14 protein-coding genes and 1 tRNA gene are annotated in these 13,719 nt (G+C 54.8%); 10 read left to right on the top strand and 5 right to left on the bottom strand.

Going from position 1 to position 13,719, the window contains the following annotated elements:
* Window positions 1-40: 40 nt before the first annotated feature.
* On the top strand, window positions 41-373 hold the full coding sequence (gene grxD / locus H035_RS0107220; protein ID WP_022948318.1) for a Grx4 family monothiol glutaredoxin: 333 nt from the start codon (window positions 41-43) through the stop codon (window positions 371-373).
* On the opposite strand, the gene rnt is transcribed toward grxD, so the two are convergent.
* A complete protein-coding gene (gene rnt, locus H035_RS0107225; protein ID WP_026596370.1) occupies window positions 374-1,018 on the bottom strand; it encodes a ribonuclease T in 645 nt (214 codons plus the stop codon).
* A gap of 123 nt (window positions 1,019-1,141) precedes the next feature.
* Here rnt and H035_RS18660 point away from each other — a divergent pair, with 123 nt between their 5' ends.
* A complete protein-coding gene (locus tag H035_RS18660; RefSeq protein WP_022948320.1) occupies window positions 1,142-1,936 on the top strand; it encodes an MlaA family lipoprotein in 795 nt (264 codons plus the stop codon).
* A gap of 31 nt (window positions 1,937-1,967) precedes the next feature.
* Here the strand turns inward: H035_RS18660 and pyrC are convergent, their stop codons facing one another.
* Window positions 1,968-3,020: a dihydroorotase gene (gene pyrC, locus H035_RS0107235; RefSeq protein WP_022948321.1), complete on the bottom strand. Its 1,053-nt coding sequence runs from the start codon at window positions 3,018-3,020 to the stop codon at window positions 1,968-1,970.
* A 131-nt stretch (window positions 3,021-3,151) separates the two neighbouring features.
* Here pyrC and H035_RS0107240 point away from each other — a divergent pair, with 131 nt between their 5' ends.
* From H035_RS0107240 to nadA, 3 genes are all read left to right on the top strand, one after another.
* Window positions 3,152-3,466 carry an FmdB family zinc ribbon protein gene (locus H035_RS0107240; RefSeq protein WP_022948322.1) on the top strand — a complete coding sequence of 105 codons (315 nt, stop codon included), beginning with the start codon at window positions 3,152-3,154 and terminating at the stop codon, window positions 3,464-3,466.
* 83 nt (window positions 3,467-3,549) lie between these two features.
* Window positions 3,550-5,346, top strand: a complete 1,797-nt coding sequence (gene aspS, locus H035_RS0107245) for an aspartate--tRNA ligase (RefSeq protein WP_022948323.1) — start codon at window positions 3,550-3,552, stop codon at window positions 5,344-5,346.
* 8 nt (window positions 5,347-5,354) lie between these two features.
* Complete coding sequence (gene nadA, locus H035_RS0107250; protein WP_022948324.1) at window positions 5,355-6,452, top strand: quinolinate synthase NadA; 1,098 nt, start codon at window positions 5,355-5,357, stop codon at window positions 6,450-6,452.
* Between the two features lie 9 nt (window positions 6,453-6,461).
* Here the strand turns inward: nadA and ribA are convergent, their stop codons facing one another.
* The 3 genes from ribA to H035_RS0107265 form a co-directional block, all read right to left on the bottom strand.
* Window positions 6,462-7,082: a GTP cyclohydrolase II gene (gene ribA / locus H035_RS18665; protein WP_022948325.1), complete on the bottom strand. Its 621-nt coding sequence runs from the start codon at window positions 7,080-7,082 to the stop codon at window positions 6,462-6,464.
* A gap of 90 nt (window positions 7,083-7,172) precedes the next feature.
* Window positions 7,173-8,093, bottom strand: a complete 921-nt coding sequence (locus H035_RS0107260) for a hypothetical protein (protein WP_152485982.1) — start codon at window positions 8,091-8,093, stop codon at window positions 7,173-7,175.
* A 14-nt stretch (window positions 8,094-8,107) separates the two neighbouring features.
* Window positions 8,108-9,295, bottom strand: coding sequence for an EAL and HDOD domain-containing protein (locus H035_RS0107265; protein WP_022948327.1), 1,188 nt, complete (start codon window positions 9,293-9,295; stop codon window positions 8,108-8,110).
* A 117-nt stretch (window positions 9,296-9,412) separates the two neighbouring features.
* Here H035_RS0107265 and H035_RS0107270 point away from each other — a divergent pair.
* The 5 genes from H035_RS0107270 (at window position 9,413) to H035_RS18675 (ending at window position 13,695) form a co-directional block, all read left to right on the top strand.
* Window positions 9,413-9,489: transfer RNA gene (locus tag H035_RS0107270), tRNA-Met, on the top strand.
* A gap of 347 nt (window positions 9,490-9,836) precedes the next feature.
* Window positions 9,837-10,295, top strand: coding sequence for a hypothetical protein (locus H035_RS0107275; RefSeq protein ID WP_152485983.1), 459 nt, complete (start codon window positions 9,837-9,839; stop codon window positions 10,293-10,295).
* A gap of 214 nt (window positions 10,296-10,509) precedes the next feature.
* The gene (locus H035_RS0107280; protein WP_152485984.1) at window positions 10,510-11,109 is read left to right on the top strand and encodes a hypothetical protein; all 600 of its coding nucleotides are present in this window, start codon (window positions 10,510-10,512) and stop codon (window positions 11,107-11,109) included.
* Between the two features lie 34 nt (window positions 11,110-11,143).
* A complete protein-coding gene (locus tag H035_RS18670; protein WP_022948330.1) occupies window positions 11,144-12,859 on the top strand; it encodes a multicopper oxidase domain-containing protein in 1,716 nt (571 codons plus the stop codon).
* A gap of 14 nt (window positions 12,860-12,873) precedes the next feature.
* Entirely contained in the window at window positions 12,874-13,695 is an 822-nt protein-coding gene (locus H035_RS18675) for a cupredoxin domain-containing protein (protein ID WP_084684850.1), read from the top strand.
* Window positions 13,696-13,719: the final 24 nt, after the last annotated feature.

A 13,719-nucleotide genomic window follows, 5' to 3' on the forward strand; every position in this document is an offset into this window, starting at 1 on the left:
AAAATCACTTGGGTTTTAACCTATCCAGAGGATAAGCGATATGAATGTTACGGAACGCATCGAACAGCAGCTCAAAAGTCATTCTGTTCTTCTTTACATGAAAGGAACGCCGGATTTTCCTCAATGCGGATTCTCCGGTCGGGTAGTGGAAATCATGAATGCCTGCGGCGTACCCTATTCCTATATCAACATCTTGGAAGACCCGGAGTTGCGCGAAGGTTTGAAAACCTATTCCCATTGGCCCACTTATCCCCAGCTTTACATCGAGGGCGAGCTGCTCGGCGGTTGCGACATCATCATGGAGCAATATCAGAGCGGCGAATTACAGAAGAAGCTGAATGAAGTGGCCGCCACCGCGTCCGCTTCGGAGTGATCAAGCGATCATCGGCGAGGAGGCCCGCTTAAGGGTCTCCCAGCGGTTGACGATGGTACAAAACAATTCGGCGGTTTTCTCGGCATCGTACCGAGCCGAGTGGGCTTCCTGATTGTCCCATTCGATTCCGGCGGCTTGAACCGCTTTGGCGAGCACTGTCTGGCCATAGGCCAGACCGCCCAAGGTGGCGGTATCGAAGGTGCTGAAGGGGTGGAAAGGATTGCGCTTAAGACCCGCCCGCGCAGCCGCTGCATTCACGAAGCCGAGATCGAAGGAGGGGTTGTGTCCCACCAGGATGGCGCGGGTGCATCCGTTGTTTTTGATCGCCGCGCGAACTGGCTTGAACACCTTGAGTAACCCTTCTTTTTCTTCCACTGCGATTCGAAGCGGATGGTGCGGATCGATGCCGTTGAATTCGAGGGCGGCGGGATCCAACGCCGCTCCCGGAAACGGCTTAATGTGGGCGGAATAGGTTTCGGAGATTCCAATAAGGCCATTGTCCCTCATCTTCGGAATCACCGCGGCGATTTCCAGGAGGGCGTGTTTACGTGGATCGAAGCCGGCGGTCTCCACATCGACAATGACCGGGAGATAACCACGAAAACGCGACGACATCGGTGGTTTGGACGGGTTGACTTGAGTCATCGATAATCGGGTTTGTACAAAAAACTCAGTATAGTTGAAAAACTTTGAATTCGAAATTAGAAGCCGTACGCCGAATATGCTATTTTTAGGCCATTCTCGGTAGACTCAAGCGGTAACGAAGATATGAAAAACAAAATCATAAAAGCAATAAGTGTTGGCGCGCTGGCTCTGATTTTAGTCGGTATCACAGGTTGTGCCACTCAAGGGGATCCTCGTGATCCGATCGAACCCTGGAATCGGGGAGTGCAGCAGTTCAACGATTCCCTCGACGACTATGTGATGAAGCCTATTTCCGAAGGATATCAATGGGTTACTCCGGGGTTTGTCGATCAAGGGGTCACCAACTTCTTCGAGAATTTGGACGATATCGCTGTGACCGTCAACGACATGCTTCAGTTCAAAGTCAAGCAAAGCGGCTTGGATGCCTCTCGCTTCGCGGTCAATACGACGGTGGGGGTGGCCGGCTTGATCGATGTGGCCTCGCGAATCGGCCTGGAAAAGCACGAGGAGGATTTCGGCCAGACCCTGGCGGTGTGGGGCTTGCCCAATGGGCCTTATCTGGTGCTGCCTTTCCTGGGGCCGATGACGCCGCGGGATGCGGTGGGTAGCGTGGCGGACGGTTTCATGAACCCCATCGCCTATACCATTATGCCGGTCAGAGTGGGGCTCTACGGTTTGAAAACAACCGATTTTCGGGCCGATAATCTGAGTGCCACCGAGATCATGGATGAGGCGGCTTTGGATCGCTATTCCTTTATTCGAAACGCCTATTTCCAACGCCGGGAATATTTGGTCTACGATGGCGAGCCTCCCTTGGATGATGAGTTCGAGGATTTCGAGGAGGAATTTTTCCCAGAAGAGGAAGAGATGGAGAGAGAGGAAGGTTCTCCGCCCGGCGCGCCGGTGCGACCGATATAATTACTCCATTCTTCCCTCGAGAGAAAAGGTTTTAAGGCTTCTCCGGATATGAGGATAGACGCCAGCGCAAGGTTTCCCCGGCCCTGAGCGGTACGATCTCACCCGCCTCGCCGCCGTAGCTTGTCGGCATCGTCCACTCGCTGCGCCGCAAGACGATTTTTCCGGAATTGCGCGGCAAGCGATAGAAGTCGGCGCCGTGAAAACTGGCGAAGGCTTCCAGCTTGTCTAAAGCACCGGCTTGGTCAAACGCCTCGGCATACAATTCGAGCGCGGCGGGGGCGCTGAAGCAACCGGCGCATCCGCAGTCGGTTTCCTTGTGCTGGCGCAGGTGGGGGGCGCTGTCGGTACCGAGAAAGAATTTGGGATTGCCGGAGATAGCGGCGCTCAGCAAGGCTTGGCGATGCGTTTCCCGTTTCAGTACCGGCAGGCAGTAGTAATGGGGTCGGATACCGCCGGTCAGCAGCATGTTGCGATTGTAGAGCAGATGTTGCGGCGTGAGCGTTCCGGCGACGGTCTCGGGAGCACCGCGGACGAAGTCCACGCCTTCCTGGGTGGTGATATGCTCCAGCACGATGCGAAGTCTCGGAAAACGCGCTACAACGGGGATGAGTTCCCGCTCGATGAACACCTTTTCGCGATCGAAAATATCGATTTCTGGATCCGTTACTTCGCCATGCACTTGGAGCACCAAGTCGTGTTCTTCCATCGCTTCCAGGATAGGATAAATTTTGTCCAAACCCGTCACGCCAGCTCCCGAATGCGTCGTCGCCCCTGCCGGATAGAGTTTGAAACCCAAGACATAGGGACACTCTGCGGCGACCGACACCTCTTGGAGGGGGGTCTTGTCGGTGAGGTAGACGCTCAGATAAGGGGAAAAGCCGTTTCCCCGAGGCAGGCTGTCCAAAATGCGTTGCCGGTATGCCAAGGCCTGTTCGACCCGGATAAGAGGCGGTTTCAGGTTGGGCATGGCCAACGCCCGGCTGAACTGGCGGGCGCTGACCGCCGCCACCTGTCTTAGCAAGGCGCCGTCGCGCAGATGGAGATGCCAATCGTCGGGGCGGGTGAGGTGAACGGTCTGTTGCATGAAAGTTGCCTAATAGTCAATGGAATCCGGTATACTAAAACGTTTATTTAGTGTGGGCAAAATTGAAAAATCCTTTGCCCGCCCCCAATTAACCGTGGTGATATGACCTTGTCATAACATGAGGTAATGCCATGCCGATTTATGAATATCGTTGTCAGTCCTGCGGCCATGCCCTGGAAATTTTACAGAAAGTGAGCGATCCGCCTCCGGATGCGTGTCCGGAGTGTCATCAGCACAGTCTCCAGAAGCAAGTATCGGCCGCCGCTTTCCGGCTCAAGGGAGGCGGCTGGTATGAAACCGATTTCAAGAAAGGTCCGGAGAAGAAGCGCAATTTGGCCGGCGATTCGGGCGACAAATCCGATAAATCGGATAATAAATCCAGCAAAAAGGACAAAGCGGAACCGACTCAATCTTCGAAGGGTAAATCCTCTTCGGAAGCGGCCTAGCGCTTTGCGCGGAGACGGGCTTGCTCCCGTCTCCGCTTAACTTTTAACATTTCTTCCCTTTGGCAAGACAGAGTTAGTTGATTATGCGAACCCATCGGTGCGGAGAACTGAACGCGACCCATATCGGTCAGGAAGTGGAATTATGCGGCTGGGTACACCGTCGCCGCGATCACGGCGGGGTGATTTTCATCGATCTCAGAGACCGGGAAGGGTTGGTCCAGGTGGTGGTGGACCCTTCGATGCCGGAAGCGTTCGCTCGCGCCGAAGAAATCCGTAGTGAGTATGTGATTCAAGTACGCGGCACGGTGCGGCCGCGACCGGAAGGCACCGAGAATTTGGCCTTGCCGACCGGGCAAATCGAGGTGTTGACGGCCGACTTGGTGATCCTCAATCGCGCCGAGACGCCCCCGTTCCCGCTCGACAGCGAGATTCCGGTGAGCGAAGAAGTCCGCCTGCGCTATCGCTATCTGGATCTGCGCCGGCCGGAAATGCAGGCCAAGCTTCGCGCCCGGCGCGACGTGATCCGAACCTTGCGCAATTTCCTCGATGCGCATGAATTCTTCGAGATCGAGACCCCGTTTCTGACCCGGGCCACCCCGGAAGGCGCGCGCGACTATCTGGTGCCGAGTCGCACCCATCCGCACGCTTTTTACGCTTTGCCCCAATCGCCGCAGCTTTATAAGCAACTGTTGATGATCGCGGGCTTCGATCGCTACTATCAAATCGTGCGTTGTTTTCGCGACGAGGACCTGCGCGCCGACCGTCAGCCGGAATTCACCCAGCTGGATATCGAGACTTCCTTCCTGGATGAGAACGAAATCATGGCGCTGATGGAGGAGATGATCCGCACCCTGTTCAAGGAAAACTTGGGCGTGGATCTCCCCAATCCTTTTCCGCGCTTGACCTATGCGGAAGCCATGCGGCGCTTCGGCAGCGACAAACCGGATCTCAGGATCCCCTTGGAGTTGGTGGATCTGGCCGACCTGATGCAGACGGTGGAATTCAAGGTATTCGCCGGTCCGGCCGCCGATCCCGAGGGGCGGGTGGCGGCATTGCGCCTGCCGGGCGGAGCCGACCTGACGCGCAAGGAAATCGACGACCTGACGCGATTCGTGGGCAACTACGGCGCCAAGGGCCTTGCCTATGTCAAGGTGAACGATCGGAGTCAGGGGATCGAAGGGCTGCAATCGCCGATTTTGAAATTCCTGCCCAACGCGGTGATCGAAAGCATCTTGGAACGAACCGAAGCGCAGACCGGCGACATCTTGTTTTTCGGCGCCGACAAGGCCAAGGTGGTGAACGAAGCCTTGGGCGCGCTACGTATCAAACTGGGCCAGGACCGCGGTTTGGTGGAGGCAGGTTGGCGACCCCTTTGGGTGGTGGCGTTTCCCATGTTCGAATGGGACGTCGAGGCAAAACGCTGGGAGTCCTTGCATCATCCCTTCACCGCGCCCGCCTGTTCCATCGAGGACCTCAACGCCGAGCCCGGCAGGGCGGTCTCGCAGGCTTACGACATAGCTCTGAACGGAGTTGAAATCGGTGGCGGCTCCATTCGTATCCATACCCAGCAGATGCAAGAGGCCGTGTTCGAACTGCTCGGCATCGGCCGGCAGGAAGCCGAAGAAAAATTCGGCTTTTTGCTCAACGCCCTCAAGTACGGTTGCCCGCCCCATGGCGGGATCGCCTTCGGTCTCGATCGGCTGGTGATGCTGATGACCGGTTCCAAGACCATCCGCGACGTCATGGCCTTCCCCAAGACCCAGGCCGCCGCTTGCCCGATGGTGGACGCGCCGGCGCGGGTCAATGAGGAACAATTGCGGGAACTGTTCATCCAATTACGCAAACTGGCCCAGCAACGGAACATGAAAGAACCTTTCTAAAGAGAGAGATGATGACCGCAGCACTGGCCATTCAAGATTATGCCTTGTTGGAGGATGCCGATTGCGAGGCGCGCATCGCCGCCGCCAAGGCGAAGTTGGGCGATAAAGTGGTGATTTTAGGTCACCATTATCAGCGCAACGAAGTGTTTCGGCATGCGGATTTCACCGGCGATTCGCTCAAATTGTCGCGCCAGGCGGCCCAATCCAAGGCCGAATACATCGTTTTTTGCGGTGTCCATTTTATGGCCGAGGTGGCCGATATTTTGTCGCGTCCGGAACAAGTGGCTATTCTTCCCGATCTGGCGGCCGGTTGCTCCATGGCCGATATGGCCGACCTGGCCAAGGTGGAGCAATGCTGGCGCGAATTGGGGGAGGTCTTGGCGGTGGAGGATCGGGTTACCCCGGTCACCTACATCAATTCGGCCGCGGACTTGAAAGGGTTTTGCGGGCGTCACGGCGGGATCGTGTGCACTTCCAGCAATGCCGCCTCGATTTTGGAGTGGTCGTTCACCCGGCGGGAAAAGGTGTTGTTTTTTCCGGATCAGCATCTAGGCCGCAATACCGGATATCGCATGGGTATCGGTTTGGATGAAATGGTGGTCTGGGAGCCGGGCAAGCCTTTGGGAGGGCTGACCGAGGAGCAAATTCGAAGCGCCAAGATTATCCTGTGGCAGGGGTTTTGTTCGGTGCATCAGATTTTCCGCCCCGAGCATATCGACCAATTTTTGGAAAAATACCCGGATGCCCGGGTGATTTCCCATCCCGAATGTTCCTTCGAGGTTTGCCAAAAAAGCCATTACATCGGTTCGACCGAAGCGATCCTCAAAATTGTACGCGATGCGGAACCGGGCAGTCGGTGGCTGGTGGGGACCGAACTCAATCTGGTCAATCGGCTGCGTGAAGAAATGAAGCCGAAGGGCGTGGACGTGCATTTCATGTCACCCATGGTGTGCATGTGCTCCACGATGTTTCGGACCGATCCTCAGCATTTGGCCTGGGTTTTGGAGAACCTGGTGGAAGGCAATGTGGTCAATCGGATTCAGGTGCCGGAGGAGACCGCAAGGTACGCCAAGCAAGCCTTGGATCGCATGTTGGCGCTGGGCTGAAGCGACGGATCAGACGGACTCGCCCCCTTTTTTCAGGCTCAAAAGATGCGCCATTCTTTCTGCCTTGGTGCGCAGATATTCCCGATTTTCCAAATTGTGGTCCACCTCAATGGGAATTCTCTCGGTCACGCAAATTCCGTATTGCTCCAATTCCTCGATCTTGTGCGGGTTGTTGGTGATCAATCGCACCGAGCGGACCCCCAAATCTTTGAGAATCAAAGCGGCGATCCGGTAATCGCGTTCATCGGCTTCGTGGCCCAGTTGCAGATTGGCGTCCACGGTATCCAATCCTTGATCCTGAAGATTGTAGGCGAGCAGCTTTTTGAAAAGACCGATACCGCGCCCTTCCTGGCGCAGATAGAGCAGCACGCCGTATTCGGATTGGCCGATCAGGTGTAAGGCTTCCTCCAACTGTTCCCCGCAATCGCAGCGTTTGGAGCCGAAAACGTCACCGGTTAGGCATTCGGAGTGGAGCCTGACCGGCACGTGGGAACGGCCTTGGACCTTTCCTTTCACCAAGGCCAAGTGTTCTTTACCGTCGAAGTCGTTCTCGTAATAGTACAGGAGAAACTCACCGTGCCGATTGGGAAGGCGGGCACAGACGGTGTTTTTAACATGGATCTGCTTCATAGGTGTAGGTGGGCAATATACCTCGACCCCGGTCCCGGGGGATCAGTGAATAGGTAAGTATATCATTTGACCACGCTGATACTCTTTGGTTTAGCCTCCTTCGGCCGGTATTTGCGCCAAGCTCGGCGCTCTTTGCACCCATTCCTGAAGTTTTTCCTCGCTGGTCGAGGGGGTTTGCTGATCCAGTTGCAACAGGGAAATGGTCATAGCCGCGGTTGCGATGGGGTCGAGGAATGAGGCCTTGATCCAATAGGTCAAAATCAGCGCGAAGACATATTGCCATACACCCAGGTCGGAGGGGAGGGCGGCGTCGATCCATCCCACCGGTTCCAACAAAATCCAGAAGGCGATTAGGGAAAACCCATAGAGAAAGGCGCTGGCCAACAAGCTCTGAGCGAACACCTCCTTGTAATGCTCCCCATAAACCACGGCTCCGCGTCGGCAAGCGGAAAGCCGATTGGCTTGAATCGCAAAAGCCAGGACGGCTCCGGCACCCCAGCCTAAAAAAACCGCCGCTAGTGTTTGCTGCAAGCCGGAAGCCAGTGGTTGAGGGAGACGGTTCAGGCGATTTCCGGGGGGGAAGCTGGCGAATATCTCGCAGATGATGCGACGGACGTTCAGGTAGCCGCCATAACTGGCTTTCGCCGACGGAAAGGACGATTGCAGGAATTCGCTCAGGTGAGTCAATTGCTCTTTCCCAGCGGGAAGATTCTCCCCGGCTAGGCGCTTGGTCATCGCCGCCCAATGCACTAAATCGACATGATGGAAAATACGCGGGCGGGCCAGGCGGATAAGGTAGAAGCAGAAGGCCAGGCCCAGCATCGCCCCGGTTTGCGCCCAAAATACCGGGTTTTCTCCAAAGGACGCCAGGCCGAAGAAGGTTCCGGCACCGATGGGGATGGAAATCAAATAGGCCAAGGTGAATGCGCCATACGCCAGCAAGCGGCGAGTGGTGGTCGGCATGGTGCGTTCCAGGAGGCGGGTTGCGGTCAGTAGTTGTAGTTGCGTCATGTGGATGAACCCCATTAGCGTTTAGGTTGTTTTAGAATTTGCGGACGTATCTCTTCGACCCAGTCGATTGCCTCCAGATAGGCGTGCAAAGTGGCTTCCAGGTCGAGGTTCGTCAGGGGGAGTTTATGGCACAAGCCGTGTTCCAGGCTCAAAGCGGTTTGGAGAATAGGACCAAAAGGGGGGCTGCCATAAAGCAGGGCTTGATTGATGGCATCCGCCAAATTAAGGTGGCGCAGAATTTCCTGCATGGGCGCGTCCATGATCGCATCGAGCAAGGAGAATAAGCCCATGATGTAATACTCTTCGGGGTTTGCTTGTCCTTGTTGGCGGGCGATTTCCTCGCAAATTCGGGCGCGGACCAAAGCTGTGATTAACAGTTCCTGAGGGTGATAATCGATCGCGTTGACCAATATGACGGTAGCCCAATGTTTGATGCGGGTCAGGCCGAGAAACACGACTGCTCGGCGGAGGGAATCGACCCTTTTGGGGAGTCCGTAGAACGAGGCGTTGATCAAGCGCAATAATTTATAGCTTAAAGTGATGTCTTGACTGACCAGATCCTCGATTTCCTCGATGCTCACATCGGGATCCTGAAGGCGTGCGATCAGATGTAAAATCGCGATTCGGTTGGCCGGCAACTGGGTGCCGTGAATCAGTCGAGGCTGCTCGAAATAGCGTCCTTGAAAGTAATCGAATCCGGCTTCGAGTGCGGTCTCGTATTGCGCTTTGGTATTTATCTGACGGGCGAGCAGTTGGACTCCCCGAGCGTGGAGCGATGCCAACTCAGGCTTGACCTCGGTGAGGCGAGTGTCGACGTCAAGCGCCCAGAATTTGGCGAATTGCAGGTCTTGAGCCAACTTGGAATCGTAGCGCTCGCTACCCACGGCAATCAGATAACCTTGCGCCGTCAATCGATTCACGTCGTCGGCTGACAGCTGGTATAGCGCTTCCTGGGAAAGATGTAGGATCAGTTTCTCCCGGGGCCAGGGTAGGGAAGACAAGTCTTTCACCCATGGGGCGGGCATGTTGATCAAGCCGGTTTGACCGCCGGTAAGGCTTTCCAAGCGCAGCGTTTCCCAAATGTGCCGCGTTTCCGCCGTTGCTTCCTCTTGGCTCGGAATGCTGCAGGGGCGTAGCTCATAGGCGAATAAATTAAGTGCGCGATCATAGACGGGTACGCGGCCGATGAATCGGTAAATCATAAATGTCACTCCGACTTGGTTTTGAAGGAGCATAGAAAAATGCGATGGATAGCACAAGCTGAGAGAGGTAGCCCTTGACATGGGGTTTTAAGGTTTAGGATAATAGTTGCTTCTCAAGGCTACGTAGCTCAGGTGGTTAGAGCACAGCACTCATAATGCTGGTGTCGGTGGTTCGAGTCCACCCGTAGCCACCATTCCCTTCTCTATTATCTCGTCTCAACGTTTCCCTTGATCTCGATGAGGTTTGTGTCAGATTGGCCGTTTTGGCACAATGAATACGTCTTAAAATAACCACAATGAGTGGAGGAGAATTATGCGAACGACTATCAAGCCCGTTTTGTTCTTATGTGCGATTCTTTTTGGTACAGCCGCTTTCGCTGACGGGGGGGGTGGTGGCGGAGTCGGAACCGGTTGCCGGTTGCCGATGGGAAAATTCGTCCTGATGTTTTCCGCGTATCAGCCTCAATTGACAGGTAGCAAAAAGTATTGCACTACGCTTCCGAAATTGGGTCGGAGCAACCTGGTCTTTGACTTCGAGACGATGGGCGATACGACGGAAACGCTACTGAAAGGCACGAAAGGGAGTACGGTGCTTGGAACCCCGGAGGGGACCAAAAATACCCTGGAGAATTTGGATGATCGGATGAAGGAAATGTCCGGATTGATGAAACAAATGACCATGTCCATGGAAGTGGTTGATAATAATGGCAGAACCGTTTTCGAACGCCCTCCGGAGAAGATGGATCGGGGCACCGTTGAATCGGTCGTCGATTTCAAGGAAGCGGGCAAATACGAGGTCCATGTTACCTTGACCGACCCCAAGGGAAAGAGCATGGAAAATCATCTGGCCATTCAAGTCGGGAAAGACCCCGGAGAGACCACCCGGAATATGATTATCGCCATCGTGGTGATTTTCGCAGTTTTATACTTCATTTACATGTCCAGCCCGGGTTTCCGCAAACAGGTGGATGGGGTGATTGCTAAGCTCAAAAACTTCTAACATATTTCCGGTTTCGCCCTTTGATTCGTCCCCTCTATGGCGGTGCCTGCAACCCTCAGAGAAGCGGGCCACGATGCAGACGGAGGGGACGATATTGGCGTCACAAACACTTCTCCCTCTTTCGCGGAATGATTTGTGTCGGTTGGGCTGTTTTGGCACAATAAACAGGCTTTTCTATAATAACCACAAAGAGTGGAGGAGAGTCATGCGAACGATGACCAGATCTATCCTGATGCTTTGGATGCTGCTTTTGGGTACTCCCGCTTTCGCCGATGGTGGCGGTGGCGGCGGAGTCGGAGGCGGTTGCCGTCTGCCGGTCGGCGATTTTTTCTTGATGTTCTCGGCCTACCAGCCCCAGGTGACGGGGAATGTCAAGTATTGCACCACCCTTCCGAATTTGGGGCATACCAATTTGGTCTTTGATTACGAGACCTTGGAGGGAACCACGGCGCAAAAATCCAAACTGGATTTGGATCGTCAAATCAAGCAAATGATGATTGAAGTGGAAGTGGTCAAAGATGGACAGACCATCTACGAGCGCCCGGCGGAATCCATGGAAAAGGGAACAATCGAATCGGTCGTCGACTTCCAGGAAGCGGGTGAATACGAAGTTCACGTCACCTTGGCCGATCCCAATGGCAAAAGCATAGAAAATCATATGGCTCTTCAAGTGGGGAAAGACACCGGGGAAACTACGCGGAATGCAATTATCGCCGCGGTGATTATCTTCGCGGTGCTTTACTTCGTTTACCTGTCCAGTGCGGGCTTCCGCAAGCAGGTGGATGCGTTGATCGCGAAATTCAAGAAATTCTAAATCACAATAACAACATCCCAGGATAATCAAGTTGATGCGGATACGTCTTGCGAGCGCGGCTGCCAGCGTTGCGATATTGTCTGTGGTAAATACGGCGGCGGGGAATCCCCCGCCGTCGTCGATTGAAGTGGATAAAGGACAAGCCGAGCCTTTTTGCCCCAAGGATAAGCCGGTTGAGTGGCGCGATGCCCAGGCGGTGGATGGCATCGAGATTGAGGAAGAACGCGTCTGTTGGCCGGATAATCCCCATGACATCGCTGCTTTCGTCAAGGGTACCAACAATATTACGATGCCCACCCTGATGAAGACGCGACTGGCCGCTGATTCGGTGATCAAGCGGAACGACCGCGACGGCGACGGCGATCCGGATGAAATCGTCATCAAGCTGGAAGTGGCGGAATTGAACGGCGCGTCCCCTATTGCCGACGAATCGGTTCTCGATTTCGATATCGCGCCGGGTATTCGACCGGCTTTCTGGGTGTTCGCCCCTAAAACGCGGGGCATGGCCACCGAGGACGCTCACAGCGCGCAAGCCAACTCCCTGCTGCGTACTCCCTCGCCGGTCATTCGCGTCGAGCAAGGTGATGTGGTAAAGCTCGTCCTGGAAAACACCCACTATTTTCCTCACACCATTCATTTGCACGGCGTCGATCACCCATTCATGGATGAGGACGGCGAAGGAAACGACGGCGTGCCGCAAACCAGCGAGGGTTTCGTTCTCCCCGGAGGTCGGCGCATATACGACATCAGCCCGCGACAGCCGGGTACCTTCATCTATCATTGCCATGTTCAAACTCATACCCATTTGGCCATGGGCTTGATCGGTATGCTGGTGGTGGAGGAAAACCGCCCCGATAATTGGCTTCAAACCTTCAATGTGGGCGCGGGCAAGGTGCGCCATCCATCCAAGGGAAGCCTGGAGGCGTTCGATCAGGAATATGATCTCCATTATCAGGCGGTGGACAAGGAACTTCACGAAATTGTCCAGTCGAACAGCGATCCCCGTTTGATCGCCAAGAAAATGAACCGGGAATATGATTTGACCGATGCAAGCGAGGATTATTTCCTTCTCAACGGTCGTTCCTTTCCCTATACCCTGCGCGAATCCCTCATCGTCGTAGACCCGGACCAGGACATCAAATTGCGTGTGCTGAATGCCCAGGGAGATTTGTTGGCAATTCATACCCATGGACATAAAGCCACCATTACCCATTACGATGGCGTGGAGGCCAATCCCGCCGCGCAAATTACCCGAGACGTTTACGATTTGGCCCCGGCCCAACGGTTGGATCTGAAGTTGGATACCACAAACGACGGACTGCACAATTACGGTCCCGGCGTATGGGTTTTTCATGACCATGTGGAACGCGGGATTACCACCGATGGCATGAACCCCGGCGGGAATGTGAGCGCCATCGTATATAAATCATTTCTTGACCCCAACGATGTGCCCCGGATTCAGGGAGTCGATCTCGGCCAATATTTCACACGGGCTTTCTACGAACGCAAGCTTCCGGTATGGCAGGACATCGACGAATGGAACAGCTTAGGTGAATCGGGTGCAGATCTTTCCCAAGCGGAGACGGAGTCGTCGAAGGCGCATCGGGAGGAGGCGGCTGAGCAGCCCGCCAAAACCCCCTTCCGCAACCTGTTGGTGGGGCTGTTCTTAGGGTTGTTGGCCTACGTTTTGTTCTCCAATCGTAAGCGCGCTCGAGAGCTGCTTTACCAGTATTGGCCTGGCAAAGGTTGAAAGGGGTTTAAAAGATGCGATTGACTGTTTTAAAGGTTCTAGCGGGAGCAACCGTTTTGCTGAGCATGGCGGGACGGGCGGCAGAGATGCCGATGATGGATCATGGCCGGATGATGATGGATATGCGCGGACACATGGTGATGGGGCAAAATACCGATCAGCTTCCCGACGGCTGCCGCGAAATATCCGAAAACGTGAAGCTTACGGTTCATGCGGGGCATCGCCATGCCAAGTCTTATCCGGGAACGATATTCGGCTACAGCGAACACGAATGGAAGGTTGAGCCTTGTGCTCGGGTAACGGTGAATTTGGTCAACGACGACAATGTAAGGCACCAATGGATGTTGCACGGATTACCCGAGGATCTTTATCCCATGGGGATGTTTCATATTGAAGTCACCGGCCCCGGTGAGGTGACCGGAACGTTCATCGCACCCCCGGAGAATAAAACTTATTTGGTACATTGCGATATTGCCCAGCATACCGAAAAGGGCATGAAAGCCCAGTTAATAGTGGGCAAGGGAAGCGGCATCCTACCCGGTATCCCCGGGGTGTCCGACGATCTGGTTAGCGCGTCCGGCCACGCAGGCTTATCGACCGCGCCGGAAACGGAAATCGGATCATCGCTGTTTTCGGGGATGGTCGTGTTAGGCTTTGTGGCGGGTATCCTGGGCGCACCTTATTTATTCCGCTGGGCGGGCATGCGCTTTTTCGGAATGAGCGGGAAAGATTTGAACAGCTATTTCTTCAATCGCATGACGGATTTGTTTTGCTTGTTCGTGCGCCTGTTCGTGTCGCTTTGGCGGCGTTTGGCTTGGACGAGGAGGCCGGTCTAGGGAAAGTTTCAGCGACCGCCTTTA

The organism is Methylohalobius crimeensis 10Ki (genome assembly GCF_000421465.1).
Classification (GTDB): Bacteria; Pseudomonadota; Gammaproteobacteria; order Methylococcales; family Methylothermaceae; genus Methylohalobius; species Methylohalobius crimeensis.

Excerpts from the sequence above, each read along its gene's own strand:
- grxD (WP_022948318.1), top strand. The coding sequence starts at position 41 with ATGAATGTTACGGAACGCATCGAACAGCAGCTCAAAAGTCATTCTGTT.
- rnt (WP_026596370.1), bottom strand. The coding sequence starts at position 1,018 with ATGACTCAAGTCAACCCGTCCAAACCACCGATGTCGTCGCGTTTTCGT.
- H035_RS18660 (WP_022948320.1), top strand. The coding sequence starts at position 1,142 with ATGAAAAACAAAATCATAAAAGCAATAAGTGTTGGCGCGCTGGCTCTG.
- pyrC (WP_022948321.1), bottom strand. The coding sequence starts at position 3,020 with ATGCAACAGACCGTTCACCTCACCCGCCCCGACGATTGGCATCTCCAT.
- H035_RS0107240 (WP_022948322.1), top strand. The coding sequence starts at position 3,152 with ATGCCGATTTATGAATATCGTTGTCAGTCCTGCGGCCATGCCCTGGAA.
- aspS (WP_022948323.1), top strand. The coding sequence starts at position 3,550 with ATGCGAACCCATCGGTGCGGAGAACTGAACGCGACCCATATCGGTCAG.
- nadA (WP_022948324.1), top strand. The coding sequence starts at position 5,355 with ATGATGACCGCAGCACTGGCCATTCAAGATTATGCCTTGTTGGAGGAT.
- ribA (WP_022948325.1), bottom strand. The coding sequence starts at position 7,082 with ATGAAGCAGATCCATGTTAAAAACACCGTCTGTGCCCGCCTTCCCAAT.
- H035_RS0107260 (WP_152485982.1), bottom strand. The coding sequence starts at position 8,093 with ATGACGCAACTACAACTACTGACCGCAACCCGCCTCCTGGAACGCACC.
- H035_RS0107265 (WP_022948327.1), bottom strand. The coding sequence starts at position 9,295 with ATGATTTACCGATTCATCGGCCGCGTACCCGTCTATGATCGCGCACTT.
- H035_RS0107275 (WP_152485983.1), top strand. The coding sequence starts at position 9,837 with ATGGGCGATACGACGGAAACGCTACTGAAAGGCACGAAAGGGAGTACG.
- H035_RS0107280 (WP_152485984.1), top strand. The coding sequence starts at position 10,510 with ATGACCAGATCTATCCTGATGCTTTGGATGCTGCTTTTGGGTACTCCC.
- H035_RS18670 (WP_022948330.1), top strand. The coding sequence starts at position 11,144 with ATGCGGATACGTCTTGCGAGCGCGGCTGCCAGCGTTGCGATATTGTCT.
- H035_RS18675 (WP_084684850.1), top strand. The coding sequence starts at position 12,874 with ATGCGATTGACTGTTTTAAAGGTTCTAGCGGGAGCAACCGTTTTGCTG.